This window comes from Pseudomonas sp. HLS-6, assembly GCF_002753995.1.
Taxonomy (GTDB): Bacteria; Pseudomonadota; Gammaproteobacteria; order Pseudomonadales; family Pseudomonadaceae; genus Aquipseudomonas; species Aquipseudomonas defluvii.
This window is the reverse complement of record NZ_CP024478.1, coordinates 3,618,776-3,644,628: the sequence shown is the minus strand read 5'-3', so window position 1 is coordinate 3,644,628 and position 25,853 is coordinate 3,618,776. Positions and strand designations below refer to the sequence as shown.

General features: G+C 60.0%; 21 protein-coding genes. 12 read left to right on the top strand and 9 right to left on the bottom strand.

The features are described 5' to 3' along the window. Nucleotides 1–569 precede the first annotated feature (569 nt). Nucleotides 570–1,388 carry a pyruvate, water dikinase regulatory protein gene (locus CS390_RS17045; protein ID WP_065758614.1) on the bottom strand — a complete coding sequence of 273 codons (819 nt, stop codon included), beginning with the start codon at nt 1,386–1,388 and terminating at the stop codon, nt 570–572. 177 nt (nt 1,389–1,565) lie between these two features. Here CS390_RS17045 and ppsA point away from each other — a divergent pair, with 177 nt between their 5' ends. From ppsA to CS390_RS17000, 9 genes are all read left to right on the top strand, one after another. Next, nucleotides 1,566–3,944: a phosphoenolpyruvate synthase gene (gene ppsA, locus CS390_RS17040; protein WP_065758602.1), complete on the top strand. Its 2,379-nt coding sequence runs from the start codon at nt 1,566–1,568 to the stop codon at nt 3,942–3,944. A 111-nt stretch (nt 3,945–4,055) separates the two neighbouring features. Then, nucleotides 4,056–5,051 carry an alpha/beta fold hydrolase gene (locus CS390_RS17035; protein WP_099775425.1) on the top strand — a complete coding sequence of 332 codons (996 nt, stop codon included), beginning with the start codon at nt 4,056–4,058 and terminating at the stop codon, nt 5,049–5,051. A 49-nt stretch (nt 5,052–5,100) separates the two neighbouring features. After that, on the top strand, nt 5,101–5,403 hold the full coding sequence (locus CS390_RS17030) for a Rieske (2Fe-2S) protein (protein WP_099775424.1): 303 nt from the start codon (nt 5,101–5,103) through the stop codon (nt 5,401–5,403). 92 nt (nt 5,404–5,495) lie between these two features. Further along, entirely contained in the window at nt 5,496–5,984 is a 489-nt protein-coding gene (rraA, locus tag CS390_RS17025; protein ID WP_065758605.1) for a ribonuclease E activity regulator RraA, read from the top strand. Between the two features lie 27 nt (nt 5,985–6,011). Continuing rightward, a complete protein-coding gene (locus tag CS390_RS17020; protein ID WP_065758606.1) occupies nt 6,012–7,007 on the top strand; it encodes a zinc transporter ZntB in 996 nt (331 codons plus the stop codon). 84 nt (nt 7,008–7,091) lie between these two features. Continuing rightward, nucleotides 7,092–7,346 carry a CrfX protein gene (locus CS390_RS17015; protein ID WP_176717402.1) on the top strand — a complete coding sequence of 85 codons (255 nt, stop codon included), beginning with the start codon at nt 7,092–7,094 and terminating at the stop codon, nt 7,344–7,346. Nucleotides 7,347–7,348: 2 nt separating this feature from the next. Further along, on the top strand, nt 7,349–8,173 hold the full coding sequence (locus CS390_RS17010) for a mechanosensitive ion channel domain-containing protein (protein ID WP_099775423.1): 825 nt from the start codon (nt 7,349–7,351) through the stop codon (nt 8,171–8,173). An 88-nt stretch (nt 8,174–8,261) separates the two neighbouring features. Continuing rightward, nucleotides 8,262–8,852 (top strand): RNA polymerase sigma factor SigX, encoded by a 591-nt coding sequence (gene sigX, locus CS390_RS17005; protein WP_176717403.1) that lies wholly within the window; start codon nt 8,262–8,264, stop codon nt 8,850–8,852. A gap of 109 nt (nt 8,853–8,961) precedes the next feature. Beyond that, nucleotides 8,962–9,996, top strand: coding sequence for an OmpA family protein (locus CS390_RS17000; RefSeq protein WP_065758610.1), 1,035 nt, complete (start codon nt 8,962–8,964; stop codon nt 9,994–9,996). Between the two features lie 66 nt (nt 9,997–10,062). Here the strand turns inward: CS390_RS17000 and CS390_RS16995 are convergent, their stop codons facing one another. From CS390_RS16995 to CS390_RS16980, 4 genes are all read right to left on the bottom strand, one after another. After that, on the bottom strand, nt 10,063–11,733 hold the full coding sequence (locus tag CS390_RS16995; protein WP_099775422.1) for a bifunctional protein-serine/threonine kinase/phosphatase: 1,671 nt from the start codon (nt 11,731–11,733) through the stop codon (nt 10,063–10,065). Nucleotides 11,734–11,740: 7 nt separating this feature from the next. Next, nucleotides 11,741–12,952: a NarK/NasA family nitrate transporter gene (locus tag CS390_RS16990; protein WP_099775421.1), complete on the bottom strand. Its 1,212-nt coding sequence runs from the start codon at nt 12,950–12,952 to the stop codon at nt 11,741–11,743. Between the two features lie 176 nt (nt 12,953–13,128). Further along, nucleotides 13,129–13,704, bottom strand: coding sequence for an ANTAR domain-containing response regulator (locus CS390_RS16985; RefSeq protein ID WP_099775420.1), 576 nt, complete (start codon nt 13,702–13,704; stop codon nt 13,129–13,131). A gap of 14 nt (nt 13,705–13,718) precedes the next feature. Continuing rightward, entirely contained in the window at nt 13,719–14,933 is a 1,215-nt protein-coding gene (locus CS390_RS16980) for a CmpA/NrtA family ABC transporter substrate-binding protein (RefSeq protein ID WP_099775419.1), read from the bottom strand. 159 nt (nt 14,934–15,092) lie between these two features. On the opposite strand from CS390_RS16980, the gene CS390_RS16975 reads away from it, so the two are divergent. Continuing rightward, nucleotides 15,093–16,118, top strand: a complete 1,026-nt coding sequence (locus CS390_RS16975; protein ID WP_099775418.1) for a quinone-dependent dihydroorotate dehydrogenase — start codon at nt 15,093–15,095, stop codon at nt 16,116–16,118. Nucleotides 16,119–16,212: 94 nt separating this feature from the next. On the opposite strand, the gene rmf is transcribed toward CS390_RS16975, so the two are convergent. Further along, nucleotides 16,213–16,428: a ribosome modulation factor gene (gene rmf / locus CS390_RS16970; RefSeq protein WP_010223328.1), complete on the bottom strand. Its 216-nt coding sequence runs from the start codon at nt 16,426–16,428 to the stop codon at nt 16,213–16,215. Between the two features lie 542 nt (nt 16,429–16,970). On the opposite strand from rmf, the gene rlmKL reads away from it, so the two are divergent. Continuing rightward, nucleotides 16,971–19,166, top strand: coding sequence for a bifunctional 23S rRNA (guanine(2069)-N(7))-methyltransferase RlmK/23S rRNA (guanine(2445)-N(2))-methyltransferase RlmL (gene rlmKL, locus CS390_RS16960; RefSeq protein ID WP_065761159.1), 2,196 nt, complete (start codon nt 16,971–16,973; stop codon nt 19,164–19,166). Between the two features lie 136 nt (nt 19,167–19,302). Here the strand turns inward: rlmKL and dacB are convergent, their stop codons facing one another. After that, entirely contained in the window at nt 19,303–20,766 is a 1,464-nt protein-coding gene (gene dacB / locus CS390_RS16955; protein ID WP_065761160.1) for a D-alanyl-D-alanine carboxypeptidase/D-alanyl-D-alanine-endopeptidase, read from the bottom strand. A 249-nt stretch (nt 20,767–21,015) separates the two neighbouring features. Here dacB and CS390_RS16950 point away from each other — a divergent pair, with 249 nt between their 5' ends. Then, nucleotides 21,016–21,360, top strand: a complete 345-nt coding sequence (locus tag CS390_RS16950) for a YggL family protein (protein WP_099775416.1) — start codon at nt 21,016–21,018, stop codon at nt 21,358–21,360. Between the two features lie 66 nt (nt 21,361–21,426). On the opposite strand, the gene CS390_RS16945 is transcribed toward CS390_RS16950, so the two are convergent. After that, on the bottom strand, nt 21,427–25,089 hold the full coding sequence (locus CS390_RS16945; protein WP_371918203.1) for a transporter substrate-binding domain-containing protein: 3,663 nt from the start codon (nt 25,087–25,089) through the stop codon (nt 21,427–21,429). Further along, entirely contained in the window at nt 25,086–25,712 is a 627-nt protein-coding gene (locus CS390_RS16940; protein WP_065761162.1) for a response regulator transcription factor, read from the bottom strand. Before CS390_RS16940 ends, CS390_RS16945 begins: the two co-directional genes overlap by 4 nt. Between the last annotated feature and the right edge of the window lie 141 nt (nt 25,713–25,853).

Below are 25,853 nucleotides of genomic sequence, written 5' to 3'. Positions count from 1 at the left end.
GACGCCGCGATCTCACGGGCACCGCGTTGAGGCCATCGCAGGCAAGCCTGCTCCAACAGAGTCCGCGCTAGCTGTGGGAGCGGGTCTTGCCCGCGATGCAGGCGCCGCGATCTCACGGGCACCGCGCCGAGGCCATCGCAGGCAAGCCTGCTCCAACAGAGTCCGCGCTAGCTGTGGGAGCGGGTCTTGCCCGCGATACAGGCGCCGCGCACTCACGGGCACCGCGTTGAGGCCATCGCAGGCACGCCTGCTCCAACAGAGTCCGCGCTAGCTGTGGGAGCGGGTCTTGCCCGCGATACAGACGCCGCGATCTCACGGGCACCGCGTTGAGGCCATCGCAGGCAAGCCTGCTCCAACAGAGTCCGCGCTAGCTGTGGGAGCGGGTCTTGCCCGCGATACAGACGCCGCGCACTCACAGGCACCGCGCCGAGGCCATCGCAGGCAAGCCTGCTCCAACAGAGTCCGCGCTAGCTGTGGGAGCGGGTCTTGCCCGCGATGCAGACGCCGCGATCTCACGGGCACCGCACCGAGGCCATGCATCCGACCTTACGCCCACGCGTTCCTGGGTGTTATTTGAAGCGCCGCTCTACGCCTTTTTCCACCAGGATCTTCGCGGAGATCTCTTCCACCGAGAAGTGGGTGGAGTTGATGTGCGGAATGTTCTCGCGGCGGAACAGGTTTTCCACTTCACGCACTTCGAATTCGCACTGGGCAAAGCTGGCATAGCGACTGTTGGGCTTGCGCTCGTGGCGGATCGCGGTGAGGCGGTCCGGGTCGATGGTCAGGCCGAACAGCTTGTGCTGGTGTTTTTTCAGCGCCGTGGGCAACTGCAGGCGTTCCATGTCGTCTTCGGTCAGCGGGTAGTTGGCTGCGCGGATGCCGAATTGCATGGCCATGTACAGGCAGGTCGGGGTTTTGCCGCAACGGGATACACCCACCAGAATCAAGTCGGCCTTGTCGTAGTAGTGCGTGCGCGCGCCGTCGTCGTTGTCCAGCGCGAAGTTCACCGCCTCGATACGCTCCATGTAGTTGGAGTTGCCACCGATCGAATGGGATTTGCCCACTGAGTAGGAAGAGTGCGCGGTCAGCTCTTGTTCCAGAGGGGAGAGGAAGGTTGAAAAAATATCGATCATGAAGCCATTGGAGGTCGCCAGCACCTCGCGAATGTCCTGATTGACGATGGTATCGAAGATGATCGGACGCGCCCCGTCGCGTTCTGCGGCAGCATTGATTTGCTGTACCATGGTGTGCGCTTTTTCCACGCTATCAATGTACGGTCGCGTGAATTTATTGAAGGGAATGTTCTCGAACTGCGCTAGTAGGCTTTGTCCCAGGGTCTCGGCGGTGATGCCGGTGCCATCGGAAATAAAGAAAGCAGATCGTTTCATTTGCGCCATGGGCCTTAAGCTGGTGACGAATCTTGGATATGATAGGTTCGGTTTGCCGAACAACCCTTGTCGGCATTCTCACTTATTTTCCAGGTCCAGGCCACAAGCGCCCGGCACGTTCCTAGCGAAATCGCCGGCGTCCTGAGCTTTTCCAATACAGTTAGTGGAGAGATCACCTTGGTAGAGTACGTAGTTTCCCTCGATAAGCTCGGCGTCCATGATGTGGAGCATGTGGGGGGCAAGAACGCATCCCTCGGCGAGATGATCAGTAACCTTGCCGGCGCCGGTGTATCGGTTCCTGGCGGCTTTGCCACTACGGCTCAGGCATACCGTGATTTTCTTGAGCAGAGTGGCCTGAACGAGCGTATCCACGCCGCACTCGACGCGCTGGACGTGGACGACGTCAACGCCCTGGTAAAAACCGGTGCGCAGATTCGTCAGTGGGTGATGGACGCAGAGTTCCCGGCGCGTCTGGATGCCGAAATCCGCACCGCCTTTGCTGAAATGTCCCAAGGCAACCCGAACATGGCCGTCGCCGTGCGTTCCTCGGCCACTGCCGAAGACTTGCCAGACGCCTCGTTCGCGGGTCAGCAGGAGACTTTCCTGAATATCCGTGGCGTGGACAACGTGATCCGCGCCGCCAAGGAGGTATTTGCCTCCCTGTTCAACGACCGTGCCATTGCTTACCGTGTGCACCAGGGCTTCGACCACAAGCTGGTCGCCCTGTCGGCTGGCGTGCAGCGCATGGTCCGCTCCGAAACCGGTACCGCCGGTGTGATGTTCACCCTCGACACCGAGTCGGGCTTCCGTGACGTGGTTTTCATCACTGGCGCCTACGGCCTGGGCGAGACCGTGGTGCAAGGCGCGGTGAACCCGGACGAATTTTACGTCCACAAGAACACCCTGCAGGCCGGCCGTCCGGCCATCCTGCGCCGCAACCTGGGCAGCAAGGCGATCAAGATGATCTACGGCGACGAGGCCAAGGCCGGTCGTTCGGTCAAGGTCGTCGATGTTGATCGTGCCGACCGCGCCCGTTTCTGCCTCAGCGACGCCGAAGTCACCGAGCTGGCCAAGCAGGCCATGATCATCGAGCAGCACTACCAGCGCCCGATGGACATCGAGTGGGCCAAGGACGGTGATGACGGCAAGCTGTACATCGTTCAGGCCCGTCCTGAAACGGTGAAGAGCCGTTCCAGTGCCAATGTGATGGAGCGCTACCTGCTCAAGGAAACCGGCAAAGTGCTGGTGGAAGGCCGTGCCATCGGTCAGCGCATCGGCGCTGGCAAGGTGCGCGTGATCCACGATATCGCCGAAATGGACAAGGTCCAGCCAGGCGACGTGCTGGTATCGGACATGACCGACCCGGACTGGGAACCGATCATGAAGCGCGCCAGCGCGATCGTTACCAACCGGGGTGGCCGTACGTGCCACGCCGCGATCATTGCGCGTGAGCTGGGCATTCCTGCTGTCGTAGGTTGTGGTAACGCCACCCAGGTGCTCAAAGACGGCCAGGGCGTGACGGTTTCCTGCGCCGAGGGCGACACCGGTTTCATCTTCGAAGGTGAGCTGGGCTTCGATGTGCGTCAGAACTCGGTCGACGCCATGCCTGACCTGCCGTTCAAGATCATGATGAACGTCGGTAACCCTGATCGTGCATTCGACTTCGCCCAGTTGCCCAACGCCGGTGTCGGCCTGGCGCGCCTGGAGTTCATCATCAACCGCATGATCGGCGTGCACCCGAAAGCACTGCTGAACTACGCCGGTTTGCCGCAAGAGCTGAAAGACAGCGTCGACAAGCGCATCGCCGGCTACGATGACCCCGTGGGCTTCTACGTCGAGAAACTGGTCGAAGGCATCAGCACCCTGGCAGCAGCGTTCTGGCCGAAGAAGGTGATCGTGCGCCTGTCGGACTTCAAGTCCAACGAATACGCCAACCTGATCGGCGGCAAGCTCTACGAGCCGGAAGAAGAAAACCCGATGCTGGGCTTCCGTGGCGCCTCGCGTTACATCAGCGAGTCGTTCCGCGACTGCTTCGAGCTCGAGTGCCGTGCGCTCAAGCGTGTGCGCAACGAAATGGGCCTGACCAACGTCGAGATCATGGTACCGTTCGTCCGCACCCTTGGCGAAGCCAGCCAGGTGGTCGACCTGTTGGCCGAAAACGGCCTGGGCCGTGGCGTGAACGGTCTGCGCGTGATCATGATGTGCGAACTGCCATCCAACGCCATCCTGGCCGATGAGTTCCTGGAGTACTTCGATGGTTTCTCCATCGGCTCCAACGACCTGACCCAGCTGACCCTGGGCCTGGACCGTGACTCCGGGATCATCGCCCACCTGTTCGATGAGCGTAACCCTGCGGTCAAGAAGCTGTTGGCCAACGCCATCCAGGCGTGCAACAAGGCCGGCAAGTACATCGGTATCTGTGGCCAAGGCCCATCCGACCATCCGGACCTGGCCAAGTGGCTGATGGAACAGGGGATCGAGAGCGTCTCGCTGAACCCTGACTCCGTGCTTGAGACCTGGTTCTTCCTGGCCGAGGGGCAAGGCGCAGCAAACTGATGCGCTGAAATGAAGCGCTCGATCGCCGGAGTTTGGTGTTCGAGCGCTTCCACCGAATTTTTCAGGGCGTGTTCCAGTGATGGTGCTCGCCCTTTTTTGTGCAAGAGATCTATGCAAAGCAGCAGTAGCCTTTTCCCCGTGGCCTTGCTCAGTGCCGAGCGCCGGGGAGACCTGAGCGAAGATGTCTACCGCCTCAAGGCTGGCAACAGCCCTGACCGCACGGTAGAACTGGCGGTGACACGATTGGGCCTGGCTGATCAGGAGCAGGTTCGTGGTGTGCCGGTGATTCTTCTGCACGGCAGTTTTTCCAACCGGCGTTTTTGGTACTCGCCGCGGGGTATCGGCCTGGGTGCCCATCTGGCTCGGGCCGGTTTCGATGTCTGGATGCCAGAAATGCGTGGGCATGGCCTGTCGCCGCGTAACCGCGAGTACCGGCAAAACCGCGTGGCCGACTATGCTCGCTATGACCTGCCGGCGATTGCCGCGTTTGTGCGTGAGCAGGCGGGTCAGGTGCCGCATTGGCTGGGGCACTCCTTGGGAGGGACGACCCTGGCGGCGGCACTGGGGGGCAGTTGGCTGGGCGCTGAAGAGGTGGCCAGCGCGGCATTCTTTGGCACGCAGGTCAGTCGCATTTACTGGCCGCTGAAGATTCCACCGGTGGAATGGACCTCTCGGCTATTGCTCAAGCGCTTTGTGCATTTGTCCGGTGCCAGGCTGGGGCGTGGCCCTGAGGACGAACCGATCGGCCTGGCGCTGGAAAGCATGCGCTGGCATGGGCTGTTCGGCCGCTTCGGTGACAAGAAGCAGGACTGGTGGGCCGGCCTTGCCGATGTTCAGGTGCCCATACTGGCGGTGGCAGGGGCAGGGGATCACCAGGACCCCGTCTGGGCCTGTCGCAAGCTGTTCGAGCAAATGGGCAGTGAGCACAAGCAGTTCGTACGGCTGGGCGCGGAGGAGGGTTTTGACAACTTCGGGCATGTCGACATGCTGGTGAGCAAACCGGCTCAAGTGCAAGTCTGGCCAATGGTCGAGCGTTGGTTGCGCGATCCGCTGCTGCCGCTGGACAGTCGCGAACAGAACATTTCTTCAGAGCCTGGTTACGGCTAATATGTGACGATTGTCGTCGTTTCGGTCACTTTGTGTTTGAGTTAGGGTTATGTTTGTTGCACTGGAGCGTCTGATCAATCTGCAGGAGGGCTACCGCAAGACCTTTCAGGTGAGTGGTCAGCAGCTGTTGCTGCTGGTGGTCGACAATCAGCCGTTGTTGATTGAGAACCGCTGCCCGCATCAGGGCGCGCCCCTGCACAGTGCGACCCTGGAAGGGAATGTGTTGCGCTGCCAGCGACACGGCATTGAATTTCGTTTGCCGTGTGGGCAGCCGGTACAGCAGGCTGCCTGCACCAGTTTGAAGGTGTTCAGCCTCGCCTATGAGGGTGACCGAATCGGCATCGACGTGTAGCCTTGGCCTAAAGCCGGATCGCCATGTCTCGTCAACCGCAAGAAACTGTGAGTTCCGACATCCATTGTCTTGGCAAGTGACAGGAGTTTCCCATGCATTACCTTACGCCCGATTTGTGCGACGCCTACCCTGAGCTGGTGCAGGTGCTGGAGCCGATGTTCAGTAACTTCGGTGGTCGTGATTCCTTTGGTGGCGAGATCGTCACCATCAAGTGTTTCGAGGACAACTCCCTGGTCAAGTCGCAGGCCGACCTTGATGGCAAGGGCAAAGTACTGGTGGTTGATGGTGGCGGCTCCCTGCGTTGTGCCCTGCTGGGGGACATGATCGCGGAAAAGGCAGCTAAAAACGGCTGGGAAGGCCTGGTGATTTATGGCTGCATCCGTGATGTCGATGCCATTGCCCAGACCAATATCGGCGTTCAGGCCCTGGCCAGCCACCCGAAGAAGACCGACAAGCGCGGCATTGGCGACCTCAATGTGGTCGTGACGTTTGCTGGTGTGACCTTCCGTCCAGGTGAATACATCTACGCCGACAACAACGGTGTGATCGTTTCGCCAAGCCCGTTGAAAATGCCTGAGTAAGTTCTGAAGCTGGTCTGTGGGGTGGGGATGTTCGAGGAAGAAAACGCGCAATGGGGGCTGGTGCATGCCCTGGTGCTGGATGGAAAAGGCGGTGCGCGTTCGATTGCCCGGACTGAGCTGGATGATCTTCAACTGCAGTCCGAGCAAAGCCTCTGGTTGCACTGGGATCGCAGTCACCCGCAGACCCAGACCTGGCTACGTCGCGACAGCGGCTTGAACGAGTTCGCCTGTGACCTGTTGCTTGAGGAAAACACGCGGCCTCGTTTGCTGCCGCTGCCCGACGCACAGATGCTGTTGTTTCTTCGTGGCGTCAATCTCAACCCGGGTGCCGAGCCGGAAGATATGGTCTCGGTACGCATTTTTGCCGAGGCGCAGCGGGTTATTTCCCTGCGTCTGCGGCCGCTGCGCGCGTCCGATGAAGTGTTGCAGCAGTTGGCAGAGGGCCGCGGCCCGAAATCGGCATCGGAACTGCTGTTGGCGCTAGCCCAGTTGCTGACCGAAAAGGTTCAGGCGCTGGTCAGTGATCTATCCGAAGAGGTGGACGGCGAGGAAGAGAAGCTGGAAACCGACGAACGGTATGCGCCTGAGCATGGCAGCATGCTGCAGATGCGTCGTCGTGCTGCCGGGCTACGCCGTTTCCTGGCGCCGCAGCGGGAAATTTACGCGCAACTGGCCCGTAACAAGGTACCGTGGTTCGCCGAAGAAGACGCCGATTACTGGAACGAACTGAACAACAGCCTGATTCGTTACCTCGAAGAGCTGGAGCTGACCCGTGAGCGTGTCGCGCTGGTGCTGGAGAACGAAGACCGGCGTTTGAGTCAGCGGATGAACAGAACCATGTACCGCTTCGGTATCATTACCTGTATTTTCCTGCCCATGAGCTTTCTGACAGGCCTGTTGGGGATCAACGTTGGCGGTATTCCGGGTTCCGAAAGCCCCTACGGCTTTCTGTTCGCCAGTGTCCTGCTGATTGCGTTGGCCCTGGGGCAGTGGTGGTTGTTTCGTCGCTTGCGTTGGGTCTGAGGCGTCACATGATGATGCAGGTGCCCGGTGTGGCCCATGTGACCGATGCCACGGCGGCCTCGTCTTTGACAGATACTGCGCGAGGTGCCTATGCACGATCCGTTTGAAGAATCCCTGCGAGACCTGCTAAAGGCTTCGCCTTCCGGCCGCGAGCGTGACGATGACGCTTGCCTGGGCCGTGTCCTGAAAACCGCCAACCGCCAGGTCGGTGCCGGTGATCTTTTCAGCTTGCTGGGTCGCTGGATCCAGGCGCTGATGATTGCCCTCAATAATGGCTCGGCGCATGTTGCGCCGGTACGCCGCAGTGCTTCTGCCCGTAAAGCTGATAAGGCCGATTGAATATGGAACTAGATCTCTGGACCCAGAGCCTGGTCACCGCCATGACGGCGTTGTGGACCAAAGTGGCGAACTTCATTCCCAATTTGTTCGGTGCCCTGGTGGTGGTGCTGCTTGGCTTCGTCGTCGCCAAGCTGCTCGACACCCTGTTGTCGAAACTGCTGGCCAAGGTTGGCCTGGATCGCCTTATGGCGGGTACCGGGCTGACCAAGATGCTGGGTCGGGTGGGTATCCAGGTGCCGATTTCTACCCTGGTCGGGAAAATCGTCTACTGGTTCGTATTGCTGATTTTCCTGGTTTCTGCAGCTGAATCTCTGGGGCTGGAGCGGGTTTCAGCTACGCTGGACATGCTTGCCCTGTACTTGCCTAAAGTGTTCGGTGCCGCCTTGGTGCTGCTGGCCGGTGTACTGCTGGCCCAGGTTGCCAATGGCCTGGTGCGCGGTGCGGCAGAAGGCATAGGCCTGGAGTATGCCGCCGGCGTTGGGCGGATCGTTCAGGGGCTGGTGATCATCATCAGTATCTCCGTGGCGATCAGCCAGTTGGAAGTCAAGACTGACCTGCTCAACCACGTGATTGTGATTGGTTTGATAACCGTTGGTCTGGCCGTTGCCTTGGCCATGGGGCTCGGCAGCCGCGAGATTGCCGGGCAGATTCTGGCCGGAATTTACGTGCGTGAACTTTATCAGGTTGGCCAGCAGGTGCGGGTTGGCGAGGTCGAGGGGCAGATCGAGGAGATCGGTACGGTCAAGACGACCCTGCTGACAGATGATGGTGAATTGGTGTCCTTGTCCAATCGGATTCTGCTGGAACAGCGAGTCAGTAGCCGCTGATCGGGCAATTTCTGCTAATGTATGCCCCCGCAAAATGGCCTCGGGCTATTTTGTGGGGCATTTGACCTGACTCTCGGCCAGATCTGTTTTGAATAAAGTTCACTCGCTGTCCATGCGTTACGACCCCCGCGAGCTCACTGATGAGGAGTTGGTGGCGCGTTCGCATGAGGAGCTGTTTCATGTTACCCGCGCCTATGAAGAGCTCATGCGGCGCTACCAGCGGACCCTGTTCAACGTCTGTGCGCGTTATTTAGGGAACGATCGGGATGCCGACGATGTCTGTCAGGAAGTCATGCTCAAGGTGCTGTATGGCCTGAAGAACTTCGAGGGTAAGTCCAAGTTCAAGACCTGGCTCTACAGCATTACCTACAACGAGTGCATTACCCAGTACCGCAAAGAGCGACGCAAGCGTCGCTTGATGGATGCCCTGAGTCTTGATCCGGTCGAGGAGGCCTCGGACGACAAGGCCCCGAAACCGGAAGAAAAGGGCGGACTGGACAGATGGCTGGTGCATGTCAATCCGATTGACCGTGAAATCCTGGTGCTACGTTTTGTCGCAGAGCTGGAATTTCAGGAAATCGCCGACATCATGCACATGGGTCTGAGCGCCACGAAAATGCGGTACAAGCGGGCGCTCGACAAGCTACGTGAGAAATTTGCGGGCATTTCCGAAACTTAGTAGCACGCAAATATCTCTAACGTACGGGCAGGTTCTGCTAAACTTGCCCGCGAGTTGTCCCCCGGATTTGGTGGGACTGCTTAACAATCACCAGATGGGGATTTAACGGATGAAATTGAAAAACACCTTGGGCATTGCCATTGGTTCTCTTGTAGCCGCAACTTCGTTCGGCGCTCTGGCACAAGGCCAAGGCGCAGTCGAGGTGGAAGGTTTCGCCAAGAAAGAGATGTTCGACAGCGCTCGTGACTTCAAAAACAACGGCAACCTGTTCGGCGGCTCGATTGGTTACTTCCTGACCGACGACGTTGAACTGCGTCTGGGTTATGACGAAGTCCACAATGCTCGTGCTGAAGACGGTCGCAACATCAAGGGCTCCAACACTGCCCTGGATGCTCTGTACCACTTCAACAACCCAGGTGACCTGCTGCGTCCTTACGTTTCCGCTGGTTTCTCGGACCAGAGCATCGGCCAGAACGGTCGTAGCGGTCGTAACGGTTCCACCTTCGCCAACCTGGGTGGCGGTGCCAAGCTGTACTTCACTGAAAACTTCTACGCCCGTGCTGGCGTTGAAGCTCAGTACAACATCGACCAGGGCGACACCGAGTGGGCGCCAAGCGTCGGTATCGGTCTGAACTTTGGCGGTAGCTCGAAGAAAGCTGAACCAGCTCCAGCACCTGTTGCTGAAGTCTGCTCCGACAGCGACAACGACGGCGTTTGCGACAATGTCGACAAGTGCCCTGACACCCCAGCCAACGTTACCGTTGACGCTGACGGCTGCCCAGCTGTGGCTGAAGTCGTTCGTGTAGAGCTGGACGTCAAGTTCGACTTCGACAAGTCGGTTGTGAAGCCAAACAGCTACGGCGACATCAAGAACCTGGCTGACTTCATGAAGCAGTACCCACAGACCACCACCACTGTTGAAGGTCACACTGACTCCGTCGGTCCTGACGCTTACAACCAGAAGCTGTCCGAGCGTCGCGCTGGCGCCGTCAAGCAGGTTCTGACCCAGCAGTACGGTGTTGAGTCGAGCCGCGTTCAGTCCGTTGGTTACGGTGAGACCCGTCCGGTTGCCGATAACGCCACCGAAGCTGGTCGTGCTGTAAACCGTCGCGTAGAAGCGCAGGTTGAAGCTCAAGCCAAGTAATTGGTCTGACGCTTGAAAAGCCCGGCTCAGGCCGGGCTTTTTTTTGCCTGCGATTTAGTGAGCATTTCAAGATTTCAGCAGGTGCAGGAGCAGAATCAGGTTGAGCAGCAGGGACAGCAGCGCCAGGCCGCGCCAGACTTTCAAGGGTTCACGCTCAAGCAGTGGCCGAGGCCGCAGTGTTGACGACTGTTGGTCGCCCTGCTCAAGCTGCAATAGCCATTGTTCGGCCGTTTCATAACGTTGTTGTGGGTCGGCAGCAATGGCCTGGCTCAGGTTGCGTTCCAGCCAGTCGGGCACATCGGGTCGCAAGCGCGCTGCGCTGGTGGGTGTGCCAAAGCGCGGGTGCTGGAAGGCTTCGATCTCGCCATAGGGGTACTGACCGGTCAGCAGGTAGAAGAGCGTTACGCCTGCTGCATAGAGATCTTGTTGTGCGCTGGGTGGGCAGCCCTGGAAGGCTTCTGGAGCGATGAACGAAGGTGTCCCGGGCAAGTCCTCCATAGGTGCCTCGGACAGCCCTTGGCAGTAGGCCAGACCAAAGTCCAGCAGGCGCAGTTGGTCGTCCCCGGCAAGGTGCAGGTTTTCCGGTTTGATATCGCGGTGCAGGATGTTGCGTCGGTGCAGTTGGCCGACCGCCCGCAGCAGTTGGCGGGCGACGTTCTGCCATTTCTCCAATGGCAAGGGGCCTTCGCGCTGGAACAGCTCGGTCAGGGTCTGGCCGTTGTACTCGCGCATCAGGTAGTACAGGTGTTGGCGTTGTCCTGCAGTGTGCACCTCGGGGAAATAGCGTCCGGCAACCCGGCGCAGGAACCATTCCTCCATCAGCAGGCCCTGTTGTCCTCCTGGGTCGTCCTGACGTGTGGCTGGGAGGGTTTTCAGCAGCCAGTGCTGGTGCTGGTTGTCACGTACGCGATAGAGCAGTGATTGGCGGCTGTGGGCGAGCAGACTGTCGACGGTCCAGCCATCGATAACCTGCCCTGGGCGCAGGCTGGGAGGCAATGGCCAGTCTTGCAATTGAGCAAGGCTGTCGCCCAGATTGGCCGCCCCCGGTTCCTCAATACGCACCAGCAAGGCGCTGGCATTGTCTTGGCTGCCTGCATGATGGGCGGCACTGACCAGTGTCTGGGCCACCTGGTCCAGTTCTGGCTGCTCGCGCAAATGGGCGGCGATCTGCTGCTCATTCAGGCTGGCCCAGACGCCGTCGCTCAGTAGCACATAACATTCACCGGCCTGCAGCTCACCTTCGAGAAAGTCCACCAGCAGATGCTCATCCAGGCCGAGGGCGCGTTTGAGTACGTGCTGCATACCGGGCTGATCCCAGACATGGTCCTGGCTCAGGCGCTGCAATTGACCGGCATGCCAGCGGTAGGCGCGACAGTCGCCGACATGCGCGAGGGTAAAGCGTCGGCCACGTAGCACCAGGGCGGTCAGTGTGGTCAGTAGCGGTTGGCCGCCGCCGTTGGCCCGCAGCCAGCGGTTTTGGGCGAGTAGCAGGCGCTCCAGCGCCTGAGCGACACCCCAGGTTGCCGGGGTGCTGTAGTAGTCCATGGCCAGGGCCTGCAGGGTGGCCCGTGCAGCCAGGCCGCCGTCGGCACAGTGGCTGACGCCGTCGGCCAGGGCGAACAGGTAGCCCTTGCAGGCGGCCAGCTCGGGGGCGGGGGTTACCAGGCGCAGCGCATCCTGGTTTTCCTCGCGCGGGCCGATGGCGCTGGCCTGGGCAACACTCAATTGCAGGCCCATGGCTACCTCAGACGCGGGCGGCGGTGACCGCCGCCGAGCCCCAGGTGGTGCGCCAGCGGCGTTTAACACCGTGCAGGCCAAACCAGGCCAGTACGCCCAGGCTGGCGAACAACCACAGCCCCAGTTGATAGTCGCCGCTGTGTTGCTTGATTGTCCCCAGGCCGGCTGCCAGAAGGAAACCGCCGATGCCTCCGGCCATGCCGATCAGCCCGGTCATTACCCCGATTTCCTGGCGAAAGCGCTGCGGAACCAACTGGAACACAGCGCCGTTCCCCGCACCCAGGCCCAGCATGGCGCTGACGAACAACGCCAGTGCGGCCACGGCGCTGGGCAGGTTGAAGCCGACCGCGGCGATGCAGATGGCTGCCAGGCTGTACATGGCCAGCAGTGTGCGGATGCCGCCGAAGCGGTCAGCCAATGCGCCGCCAAGCGGGCGCATCAGGCTGCCACCGAAGACGCAGGCCGCGGTGTAGTAACCGGCGGTGACGGGGTCCAGATGGTACTGGTCGTTGAAGTAGCCGGGCAGGGCACTGGCCAGGCCGATAAAGCCGCCGAAGGTGACGCTGTAGAAGAACATGAACCACCAACTGTCACGATCACCGAGGGCTTTGAGGTAATCCGCTACGGCTTTGGGTTTCGCGCGCTGCGGGGCGTTGCGCGCCAGCAGGGTGAACAGTGCCAGGGTCAGGATCAGCGGTATCAGGGCGAAACCAAAGACGTTGCTCCAGCCAAAGCCGGCGGCCAGCACCGGAGCCAAGAGGGCGGCAAACACGGTGCCGGAGTTTCCTGCACCGGCAATGCCCATGGCCTTGCCCTGATGTTGGGCCGGGTACCACTGTGATGCCAGTGGCAGGGAGACAGCAAAGGAAGCGCCGGCCACACCGAGGAAAACCCCAAGCAGCAGCGCCTGTTCGTAGCTGTGAATCCCCAGGTGCCAGGCGCAGAACAGTGCGGTGATGACGATCACCTGGCCGATCAGTCCGGCGGTTTTCGGCGACAATCGGTCAACCAGCACGCCCATGATGAAGCGCAGGATGGCACCCGACAGAATCGGTGTTGCCACCATCAGGCCGCGTTGTTGGGTGGTCAACTGCAAGTCGCTGGCGATTTGCACGGCCAGCGGGCCCAGCAGGTACCAGACCATGAAGCTAAGGTCGAAATACAGGAAGGCGGCAAACAGGGTTGGGATATGGCCGGATTTCCAGAAGCTCGTATTCATCGAACACCTCGGTCAGCATTGCAACGGAAGTCGTACCCCGGAGGGCGAAACGAAAAAAACGCCGCTGCCCGACCAGCCTGAGCTGGAGGGCGAGCGACGTCTTTGTCGGAAATGTGTGGCAACCGCCGTTGGCTACCTGTGACTACGAATTAGCAAGAGCCGGGCCAGAATGGCGATCAGCCAAGCAAGTCGTTCATGGCAATGACCTGCTCGGCAACCTGAATCAGTTTCTGTTGCTTGCTCATGGCCTGGCGCCGCATCAAGGTGTAGGCCTCTTCTTCGTTGCAATGCTTCATCTTCATCAATAAGCCCTTGGCCAGTTCGATGCGCTTGCGTTCTGCCAGTTGCTGGTCGCGCGCCTGCAGCTGCGCACGTAGGGCCTGGTCGCTCTCAAAGCGGGCCATGGCCACCTCGAGAATCGGTTGCAGGCGGCTGGCCTGAATACCTTCGACGATATACGCGCTGACGCCGGCGTGGATGGCCTGGCGCATGATTTTGGGGTCGTGTTCGTCGGTAAACAGCACGATCGGTCGGGCAAGATCACGGTTGACCAATACCACCTGTTCCATCACGTCGCGGCCGGGTGACTCGGTATCGATCAGAATGACGTCCGGGCGCACCGTTTCGACGCGCAACGGCAGGTCGATGGTCAGCCCGGATTCTTCAATAACCTCGAACCCGCTTTCGATCAGCGCAGCTTTGAGTCGGCCGACTTTTTTCTCGGTGTCGTCGATCAGCAGGATACGCAGCATAGGGGCCTTTCCTCTCAGTGCTGGGCGCGCGCCACGGGCGCGTCGGCCAGGGCATGCAGGCGAAAGCTGCGGGCATATCCATACGGGTCGGTGCCGTCCCAGCGCGTTCCATCGATCAGTTGGCTGCTGCGCATGGCCGATTCCGGGCAAGGTACGCCCAATGCGCCGGCGGCTTCGCGGTACAGCGTCAACTGATGAATGCGTTGGGCAACCGCCAGGTAGTCCGGGTCGTCACGTAACAAGCCCCAGCGGCGGAACTGGGTCATGAACCACATGCCGTCTGACAGGTAGGGCAGGTTGACGCGGCCGTTATCGTGCAGGCGCAAGGCATGCGGGTCGTGCCAGTGGTTGCCGAGGCCATCGTGGTAGTCGCCCAGCAGGCGCGGTTCAATGTGGCTGACCGGGGTGTCGAGGTAACTGCGGCCGCTGAGCAGTTGCGCGGTGCTGCGGCGGTTTTCAGGGCTTTGTTCGATGAACCGGCTGGCAGCCAACACCGCCATCACCAGTGCCCGTGCTGTATTCGGGTAGCGCTCGACGAAGGCGAGCGTGCAGCCGAGTACTTTCTCCGGGTGGTCTGGCCAGATCGACTGGCTGGTCGCCAGCGTGAAGCCCAACCCCTGCTCGACAGTACTGGCTGCCCAGGGCTCCCCTACACAAAAACCGTCGATCCGGCCGGCCTGCAGGTGCGCGGGCATTTGCATTGGCGGGATCACCACGCTGTTGACGTCTTCCAATGGATGAATACCCTGGCTGGCGAGCCAGTAGTACAGCCACATGGCGTGGGTGCCGGTCGGGAAGGTCTGGGCGAAGGTCAGTTTTGTCTGGTTTTGGTGCGCGTGGCGCTCCAATGCTTCAGGATCGGTCACGGCCAGGTTTTGCAGCGCCTTGGAGAGGTTGATGCTCTGCCCGTTCTGATTAAGCCCCATCAGCACCGCCATGTCGGTGGTGGTGCCACCCCCGATGCCCAGGTGCACCGCATAGATAAGGCCATACAGGCTGTGAGCGGCATCCAGTTCGCCGCTGATCAGCTTGTCGCGCAGGTTGGCCCATGAGCTTTGGCGCTTGAGGTTGAGGGTCAGGCCGTAGGGCTGGGCAAACCCCTGGGTGGCGGCCACGACCAGTGGGGCGCAGTCGGTCAGGGCCATGAAGCCGATATCCAGGCTGTGCTTTTCTGGCGCATCGCTGCCATTGACCCAGGCCAGTGGGTTTGCCGGGAGTGTAGTGTTCACGTGATGTTGACCGCTCTGTCGTTCTTGCCTGCCCGAATGCAGACAGGTTTCGTTGAGGTGACAAAGCAACCCATATGCCAGACCGGGGTCGTGGCGCTGTCCTCGGGCCTGTGCCGCCGCTATAATCGCGCTTTTATTTCCGTCGAGCTAAGCCCGCCCATGTATAACCTGGCCCGCCAGCTGCTGTTCAAGCTTTCCCCGGAAACCTCCCACGACCTGTCCCTGGACCTGATCGGTGCCGGTGGTCGTCTGGGTATCAACGGTTTGCTGACCAAGGCGCCGCCCCGTTTGCCGGTGACCGTGATGGGGCTGTCGTTCGACAACCCAGTCGGTCTTGCCGCTGGCCTGGACAAGAATGGCGCGGCCATCGACGGTTTCGCTCAGTTGGGCTTTGGTTTCGTCGAGATCGGTACCGTCACCCCGCGGCCGCAGCCGGGTAATCCCAAGCCGCGCCTGTTCCGCTTGCCTGAAGCCCAGGCAATCATCAACCGCATGGGTTTCAACAACCTTGGGGTCGACCACCTGCTTGCCCGTGTGCAGGCCGCCAAATACCGCGGTGTGCTCGGCATCAATATCGGCAAGAACTTCGATACGCCGGTCGAGCGTGCAGTGGATGACTACCTGATCTGTCTGGACAAGGTCTACAGCCATGCCAGCTATGTGACGGTCAACGTCAGCTCGCCGAATACGCCCGGCCTGCGCACCCTGCAGTTCGGTGACTCGCTCAAGCAATTGCTTGAAGCCCTGGCCGAGCGTCGTGAGCAACTGGTGACGCAGCACGGCAAGCGTGTGCCGCTGGCCATCAAGATCGCGCCTGACATGAGCGACGAAGAAACTGCGCTGGTGGCTGCAACGTTGCTGGAGTCGGGCATGGATGCGGTGATCGCAACCAACACCACCCTCAGTCGCGAAGGGGTCGAAGGCTTGCCGCATGCTGACGAGGCGGGCGGTCTTTCCGGCGCGCCGGTGCTGGCGAAGAGTACCCATACGGTGAAGATTCTTGCCGGTGAACTGGCCGGTAAAATGCCTATCATCGCCGCAGGTGGTATTACCGAGGGGCGGCATGCAGCAGAAAAAATCGCTGCTGGCGCCAGCCTGGTACAGATTTACTCGGGCTTCATCTATAAAGGACCTGCGCTGATTCGCGAAGCAGTAGACGCGATTGCCGCGTTACCAGGCCGCTGAACCGCAGGCATAAAAAAGGGCCCCGTCAGGGGCCCTTGGGCCTTAGCCCGCCGCCCGGATAGGGCTGGCATGGTTAATCGAATTCGATCCTCGTTCAGCCAACGGCGTGAAGTTCGTTGAGTCTGTGGATACCCGCAGTGCCGGTCATACCGTCCCAGTTGTCGCCTCGTCCTTCACGCCAGCCGTTGATCCAGGCTTGGCGAACCGACGGTAGAGTAAAAGGGCAAAGCTCGCGGGATTTGCCGGTGACCCCATATTGGTAGCCACGTGAAAATGCTCGTTCCAACGGATCACGCTTAAGTCTTCTCATAGGGTGTTGCCCTCACTTGTTGACTGTAATGTCCCGTCGGCCTCGTCTGAGGCCGGGCAGAATCGTTCTGCCGGTGTGCGCTCGCTGCCGGCGTGGCGAGCAGTAAGTGTTGCCCCGTTGCGGTGACAACATAGTTTGATTTCTAACCAATGCACGACACACTGTGAATGATCGATTTGTCATAAGGACGTAACCTTTCATAGGGTCACAAGGATAAGTAAAAAATTGCTACTGCGATGGATTCTCGGAAAAGGCCGCTATTATCAGGCTTTGCCCGTAGATGGCGTCATTTGGCCAGTGCTGAAGGTCACCTTCAGTTGAACCAAGAAAACGACGAAGGGTCATCACTATTCTTTTGTAACGGATATTTTCACTCTGCCCGGTGATCAGTGCTGCGTTGTCGCATGCAAGGGTCTGTTCTTCCGGGTGGTCCGGTACCCCGCTCGGGTACCACTCGAATGCTTGATGGAAGGGCGTTCGATCAAACATCGAAAGGGCGATGCGCTTGCCCTTTCACTTATTGCTCAAGGCTTGGAAAACTCATGTCGGACCGTTTCGAACTTTACCTAACCTGCCCCAAGGGCCTGGAAGGCCTGCTAGCCGAGGAGGCGCGCGGGCTTGGCCTTGAAGAGGTGCGCGAGCACACTTCCGCCATTCGCGGCGTGGCCGACATGGAAACCGCCTATCGCCTGTGCCTCTGGTCGCGCCTGGGTAACCGCGTGCTGTTGGTGCTCAAGCGCTTCTCGATGAAGAACGCCGATGACCTGTACTACGGCGTGCATGACGTCGAGTGGGCCGATCATCTGGATGCCGCCGGGACACTGGCCGTTGAGTTCAGCGGTCATGGCTCGGGTATCGACAATACTCACTTCGGTGCCCTCAAGGTCAAGGACGCCATCGTCGACAAGCTGCGCACTTCAAGTGGTGAGCGCCCATCGGTCGACAAGCTCAACCCGGACCTGCGTGTTCACCTGCGCCTGGACCGCGGTGAAGCGATTCTATCGCTGGACCTGTCCGGGCACAGCCTGCACCAGCGTGGTTATCGTTTGCAGCAAGGTGCTGCGCCACTGAAGGAAAACCTTGCCGCTGCGGTGTTGATCCGTGCCGGTTGGCCGCGCATTGCCGCTGAAGGCGGCGCGCTGGCCGACCCTATGTGTGGTGTTGGTACGTTCCTGGTCGAAGCGGCAATGATCGCTGCCGACATTGCCCCGAATCTCAAGCGCGAGCGCTGGGGTTTCAGTGCCTGGCTGGGCCATGTCCCGGCCCTGTGGCGCAAGCTGCATGACGAAGCCCTGGCGCGTGCCGAGGCTGGCCTGGCGCGACCACCGCTGTGGATTCGTGGCTATGAAGCCGATCCGCGACTGATTCAGCCGGGGCGCAATAACGTCGAGCGCGCAGGGCTGAGCGATTGGGTGAAGATTTATCAGGGCGAGGTGGGTTCGTTCGAGCCGCGTCCAGACCAGAATCAGAAAGGCCTGGTCATCTGTAACCCGCCTTACGGCGAGCGTCTGGGTGATGAAGCCAGCCTGCTCTACCTTTACCAGAATCTGGGCGAGCGCCTGCGTCAGGCCTGCCTGAACTGGGAGGCGGCGGTGTTCACCGGTGCGCCGGACCTGGGCAAGCGCATGGGTATCCGCAGCCACAAGCAGTATGCCTTCTGGAACGGCGCGTTGCCGTGCAAGCTGCTGTTGATCAAGGTACAACCGGATCAGTTCGTCACGGGCGAGCGTCGTCAGCCTGAGCGCGATGGCAATGACGCCGCGCAACCGACCGCCGCATCGGCCAGCGAACCTGCACGCCTGAGTGAAGGCGGGCAGATGTTCGCCAACCGTCTGCAGAAGAACCTCAAGCAACTGGGCAAGTGGGCCAAGCGCGAGAACATCAGTTGCTACCGCCTTTATGATGCCGACATGCCGGAATACGCACTGGCCATCGATCTTTATCAGGATTGGGTGCATGTGCAGGAGTACGCGGCACCCCGTTCGATCGATCCGGAAAAGGCGCAGGCGCGTTTGTTCGACGCCTTGGCGGCCATTCCTCAAGCCCTCGGTATCGATCAGAGCCGTGTGGTGGTCAAGCGCCGCGAGCGGCAGTCCGGTACTCGCCAGTACGAACGGCAGAACACTCAGGGGCAGTTCACTGAAGTCAATGAGGGCGGGGTGAAGCTGCTGGTCAACCTGACTGACTACCTGGACACCGGCCTGTTCCTCGACCATCGCCCGATGCGGATGCGCATCCAGCGTGAAGCAGCCGGCAAGCGTTTCCTCAACCTGTTCTGCTACACCGCCACGGCCAGCGTGCATGCGGCCAAGGGCGGTGCGCGCAGCACCATGAGTGTCGACCTGTCACGCACCTACCTGGATTGGGCGCGACGCAATTTCTCGCTCAACGGCTTCTCGGACAAGAACCGCCTGGAGCAGGGTGATGTGATGGCCTGGTTGCAGGCGTGTCGCGACGAGTACGATCTGATCTTCATCGACCCGCCAACCTTCTCCAACTCCAAGCGGATGGAAGGTGTATTCGACGTTCAGCGTGACCATGTCGAGCTGCTGGACCTGGCGGTTGCACGGCTGGCGCCGGGCGGTGTGTTGTACTTCTCGAACAACTTCCGCAAGTTCCAGCTGGATGAGCGTCTGAGCGAGCGGTATGCCGTAGAGGAAATCAGCGCCCAGACACTGGACCCGGACTTTGCACGCAACAGCAAGATCCACCGTGCCTGGAAGATTCAGGCGCGCTGAGTCCGTTTGGTTGTGGGGTGCTCAACGCCGTGGTTATCAACCCTCGGTGAGGGTGCCCCGAAAACCGCCGAAGGCTGTCCAGGTGCGCTACCTGTACAGCCTTCGGTGCCTATCTGTCCCTGTTAGGCCCTTGGCCTCAGGGTTGTACGGCCGCTGTGCTGTTCACCAGCTTGGGTTGGCGGTACAGGTCCAGCAGCACCTGGTCAAGAATCGCCGAAGCGCCCCAAGGTTTTGGGTCGTTGAGGATCGCTACCACGGCCCAGGTATTGCCGTTGCTGTCGCGGCTGTAGCCCGCAATGGCGCGTACGGTGTTCAGGGTACCGGTCTTGATGTGGGCTTCGCCGGCCATGGCGGTGCGCTTGAGGCGCTTGCGCATGGTGCCATCCATGCCGGTCAGCGGCATCGAACTGATGAACTCGGCGGCATAGGGGCTCTTCCAGGCGGCTTGCAGCAGCGTCGCCATTTCGCGCGCACTGATCCGTTCGGCACGCGACAGGCCTGAGCCGTTTTCCATGATCAGGTGCGGCGCAGTAATGCCCTTTTTCGCCAACCATTGACGGACCACGCGTTGAGCTGCGCGAGCATCATCGCCATCGGCGTCGGTGCGGTACTGCGCGCCCAGGCTGAGGAACAGCTGTTGGGCCATGGTGTTGTTGCTGTACTTGTTGATATCACGAATGATCTCGACCAGGTCCGGGGAGAATGCCCGAGCCAGAAGGCGGGCATTCTTCGGCAGGGCGTCGACCCGGTCGCGGCCGTCGATGCTGCCGCCCAGCTCGTTCCAGATTGCCCGCACTGCGCCGGCGGCATAGGTGGGGTGATCAAGCAGGGAGAGGTAGGTTTGAGAATTGCAACCTTCGCCCAATTGACCACTGACGACCACGGTGATGCCATCGGCCCGTGTTATCGGGTTGTAGCGCACATCGCCCGTGCACTGCTTGCCGGCTACGGCCTTGACCTGATTGTCGATGTGGATGGTGGCGATCGGTGGTTCGACCGACACCAGCACTTTGCCGCCATCGTTACGGGCAACGAAACGCAGGGCCTTGAGGTTGATCATCAACGCATCGGGCTTGACTAGAAACGGCTTGTTCTCATCGCCGCCGTCGTCATTGAACTGGGGCAGTTGGGGTTGGACGAAATGGCTGCGGTCGAGCACCAGGTCGCCGGTAATGCGTTGAACGCCATTGGCGCGAAGGTCACGCATCAGCAGCCAGAGTTTTTCCATGTTCAGCTTGGGATCGCCGCCACCCTTGAGGTACAGGTTGCCTTGCAGCACCCCGTTGCTCAGCGGGCCGTCACTGTAGAACTCGGTTTTCCATTGATGGGTGGGGCCGAGCATCTCCAGTGCCGCATAGGTGGTGACCAGTTTCATGGTCGAGGCCGGGTTGACCGAGACATCGGCATTGAACACGGTGGGCGTTCCGGGGCCATTGAGCGGCAGCATCACCAGCGACAGGGCCGATTCCTGCAGTTTGTTGGTCTTCAGGGCCTGTTCGACTTTCGGCGAAAGGGTCGTGTTGACGGCAGCCGCATGGCTTGGCAATGCCAGTGGCAGTAAAAGGCCGGCAACAAGAAGAGGGCGTAGTGATTTGATCATCTGAGGTAGAACCCTGCGAGCGAGGGGTGAAAAAAACGAGGCGATATAAGATGGACGCCCCGGTATGACAAAAATAGTGCGTGCATTATGCCCCAAGCTGCGCAGCGATGGGCGGCTTCATCGACCTTGGTTTTGACTTGAAAGCCTGCTGTTCATGGCAGTCGGTTTTCCTGCCGTGGCGTTTTAATCGGGCACCGGGGAGGCAAAACTGATAGAGTGCGCCGCGTTATTACTTAAGAGGATTGTTTCATGGCGACCAACCGTTCCCGCCGTTTGCGTAAAAAGCTCTGCGTGGGTGAATTCCAGGAGCTGGGCTTCGAACTGAACCTGGAGTTCAAGGAAGATCTGACCGAAGAAGCTGTCGATGCCTTCCTCGATGCCTTTCTTGTAGAAGCCATGGACGCCAACGGCCTGGACTATGTCGGCGGCGACGACTTCGGCCTGGTCTGCTCGGCCAAGCGTGGCTCGGTGACTGAAGCGCAACGCGCTGCTGTCGAGGCTTGGTTGAAGGCTCGCAACGAGCTGACCAAGATCGAGCTCAGCCCGCTGCTCGATGCCTGGTACCCGGAAAACGAAATCAATCCGGTTCCTTGATATCCAGTGAAACGGCAGCCTCAGGGCTGCCGTTTTCAGTTTTGCCTGCCTTGTTTTGCTTCCTCCTCACTCCTCCTGCAGGCTTGTTACAGCGCTCAGCTCTGTAATTTTTTCCTGCAAGGCCAGTTCGAACGTCTGCATTTCCCGCAACAGCCGTTGGCGCCGACGCCGGATTACCGGTTCCTGGGCATTTTTGCTGCACGCGCGCTCCAACTGCTCGCAGGCTTCCATCAAGGCTGATGCCTGAACGATGCGTGCCGCCCCAAGTACCTTGTGGGCATGGTCCATCAAGGCTTCTGGTGACCCCTGTGTGTCGAGTTCCAGCAATGTCTGCCGGTCGCGCTGATTGCTTTGCAGCAGTTGTTCGAGCAGGCGGCGCAGATCGCTGCGAGAGCTACCTACCACAGGCTCCAGGCGCTCAAGGTCCAGTTCGGCGACGTGTGCCACGTGTGGCGCATGGGGCAGCAGCGGTGCTTGTGCCAGGCGCTGGCCAAGGGCTCTGAGGCTGATCGGTTTGAGCAGGCAGTCATCCATGCCGGCCTGCAGGCACTGCCCACGAGCCTCTGGCTGGGCGTTGGCGGTGTAACCCCACAGGGTGCAGCGAGTCAGCCCGTGTTGCTGCTCATGCTCGCGAATGGCCTGGGCAAGCTGGTAGCCGTTCATTCGCGGCATGTTGCAATCGATGATAAGTACATCGAAATGCCCCTGCTTCCAGGCGTGCAGCCCGCTCAGGCCGTCCTCGGCGCTGGTATGGCGCACGCCCAGATAATCCAGTTGCTGGGCCATCAACAACAGGTTGGCCGGGTGATCGTCGACGACCAGTACGCTCATTTCCGCCGGCACTGCGGGTGTTTCCGGTTCCGGTGCCTGGGTTTCGGTGCAGGCCTCAAGCCCGGTCAGCGGCATGGTGACCTGAACATCGGTACCGTGCCCCGGTTGACTGTGAAGGATCAGCCGGCCACCCATCATTTCACACAGGTTGCGACTGATCACCAGGCCCAGGCCGGTGCCACTGCGGGCCAACTGGCTCTCGGGGGAGACTTGGGCAAAGGGATGGAACAGGCGTTGCTGGTCGCTTTGGCTGATGCCGATGCCGGTGTCCTGCACCGACATTTCCAGGGTCAGCCCGCTGGCACCCGGGTTCGGGTACAGGGACACATGTACAGTGACATGGCCACGTTCGGTAAACTTGATGGCGTTGCTGACCAGGTTGGACAGGATCTGCTTGAAGCGAAGCGGGTCGAGCAATACTTCGCGTTGAGCATTGATGGCGATGTCCATGTTCAGGCGCAGGCCTTTCTGACGAGCCAGCCCGTCGAACACCCGTCCTACTGACTCCACCAGTTCGGCCAGATTGACGCGCTCCGGCGCCAGGCTCAGGTGGCCGGATTCGATGCGGGCAATGTCCAGAATGTCACCAATCAATGCCAGCAGGTCGGTCGCCGAGTTGTGTGCGACTTCGATGGCCAGTTGGTCGAGCTGACCCTTTTCGGCGCGTTTGAGCGCCAGTTCAAGCATGCCGATCACCGCATTCATGGGGGTACGGATTTCATGGCTCATGGTGGCCAGGAAGGTGCTCTTGGCACGGTTGGCCTCGTCGGCCTGTTTCTTCGCCAGGCGCAGGTCTTCGATCAGTTGGCGGCGTTCGCTGATGTCGATCCAGCCGCCAATGATGCCCTGAACCTCACCTAGCGAGTCGCGGTACGGCAGGATCCAGTGATAGATGGTCAATTGCCGGTCCTTGAGCAGCAGGGGGCGATCGCCGATCAGCGGTGTACCCTGCTTCATGACCATCTCGTAGTCCGCATGGATCTTTCGCGCCTGGCGCTTTCCACCTTTTCCGCCGGATGGCACCGGCTTGCCGAGCACCGCTTCCGCTTTGGCCTCAAGCGCCTCCAGGTAGCTTTCGTTGCAGGTTTGCAGCAGCCCCTGGCGATCCCGGACATAGATGGGGTGTGGGGTGCCGTTGACCATTGCACGCATGAAGGCCAACTGGTCGTTGAGGGCGCGCTCAGCCGCTTCACGCTGTTTGATCTGCCGACGCATCCAGGCGTTCCAGGCCAGCGATAGCAGCAGTAGCGCAGCGGTGCCGAGAATGATCTGCACGATCAGGCGCTGATGATTGCGCCAGTACGAGTCACCACCGGCGCTGTAGCCGCGCCAGCGGCTGTTGATGACGCCCAGCTCTTCGGGGGTGATGCTCAGCAAGGCCTTGTCGAGAATCGAACTGAGTTCCTGGGCGCCTTTGGCCGTGGCCATCGAAAAGTTTGACGGCTCGGCGCCGACCGTCGAGCGAATGATCAGATCCGGCTCGGAGGCCATGCTGAAATTGGCATTGATCAACGCCGTGATCGTACCGTCCACCTGGCCTTGGGCGAGCAGCGAGGTTGACGTTGAGGTGCTTTCTGTCTCGACCAGTTGAATCGTTGGAAAACGTTGGCGCAGCAGGTTGATGACCGTGCTGCCTCGGGTCAGTGCTACCCGCTTGCCTTGCAATTGCTCCAGGCTGGTTGGCTGATCCGATCCCTTGCGCGTCACCAGGACATAGGAGTTTTCCAGGTAGGGCCGACTGATCGCGAGCGTGGCATCGCGCTCGGCGCTGGGCGAAATGGCGGCGATCACATCGGCATTGTTGTTGTCGATACGGTGGATCATGTCGCTGATGCCCGTGGTGCGTTGCACCTCGAAGCGCAGCCCTGTGCGCAGGCGAATCAGTTCGAGCAGGTCGGCGGCGATGCCGCGAAAATTGCCGGAACTGTCAAAGAAGGTCAGTGGTGCAGCGTTTTCGTTGACCACCACGCGTACCACGGGATGTTCACCCAGCCAGCGCTCTTCGCGCTTGGACAGTTGCAGTTTGCGGTCGCTCAGCAAGACTCCGCTACCTGCGCTCCAGCGCTGGAAGATGCGTTCCCGCGTGGCGCTGGATACCGCGCTGAGTGTTGCGTTGACCATCCCCAGCAGCATCTTGTTGTCGCTACGCAGGGCAAAGCTGAAGCCCACGGGTTCGTGTTTGCCGAAGTTGGCCATCTTGACGTTCTGCAAGTAGCCCTGGTTGATCATGTAGTGTGTCGAGATGGTATCGCCGAGAAAAACATCGGCCTGATCGAACGCCACGGCATTGAGTGCGTGCTGGTAGGACACGTAGGTGTGGGTGGTCGCTTTGGGGTAGGTGGTGCGTACCTCGTCCAGTGGCAAGTAATGGTAAACCATGCTCAAGCGCAGATTGGCCAGGCCGGTGTTGAGCGGCCTGCTTTCGTCTTCGCGGGTGACCAGTACCGGTTGATCAATCGCGTAGGGGTGTGAGAGTACGACGCCCTGTGCGCCGGCCTCGTAGCCGTTGGCGCTGCCCAGCAGATCGATCCTGCCCTCGGTCAGTGCGCGAACGGCATCCTCTCGGTTGGCGAAACGTTCGACGCGAATCGGGATATCGAGCGTATTGCTCAGCAAGCCGGCGTAGTCCGCCGTCAGGCCCTCGTAGTCACGGCCGCTGGCGGTCATGTCGAACGGGGGGTAATCCGGCGCTGAGGTACCCAGTATCAGTTCGTGTTTGTCATTGAGCCATTCCGTCTGCTCTGGTGTCAGGGTGATGTTGATCCGAACCGGGCCCGAGCGGCTAAGCAGGGCATACTGACCCGGTTGGTCGACCTCGGCCATTGCCGCCTGCAAGGTACAGGCGGATATCGCCAGCATGCATGCGGCAGTGAAGTGCTTCACCATGGCGCTCTTCATACCAGTGCATTGCGTTTTGCCATTTCAATCAATTCCACCAGCGAGTTTGCCCTGAGCTTTTGCATCAGGCGCTTCTTGTAAGTGCTCACGGTCTTGTTACTGAGAAACATGCCTTTGGCAATTTCCTTGTTACTCCTGCCTTGGGCAAAGAGTTGCAGCACCATAAGTTCCCGGTCATTGACGTGTTTGAAGAGATCAATCTCGTTGTTGGTGTTTTCAGCATCCCGGGCGTGAGTAAGGGCTTGGCTAGGGAAGTAGTTGTATCCCGACAGTACCGCTTTTATGGCGCTGAGCAGTTCGCTGAGGTCTTCTTGCTTGCACACATACCCGCTGGCGCCCGACTGCATGCAGCGCATGGCAAACAGTGTTGGGGACTGGGCCGTCAGCACCAGTATCTTGAAGGGGAGCGACATGGCATGAAAGCGTGAAAGCACTTCCAGCCCGTCGAGTTTCGGGATGCTGATGTCCAGAATAATAAGGTCTGGCTGGCATTCTCGAACCATTTGCATGGCATCTACGCCGTTATCCGATTCGCCGGCTACCTGGTAGCCTTCATTCTCCAACAGCATGCGCACGGCTAAACGTATGACCGGGTGATCATCAACAATAAAAACAGAATACATAGGCCTCTTCCGGTGGGAACCAATAGGAGGGCGCACCTTAGCTCAGATGTAGACCGGTGCGCAGGCATACAGGGGGGAGAGTGGCCAATATGGGATAATTCCTACAATTTAAACAGTGTAGGACTACGCGTTTAGCTCGAT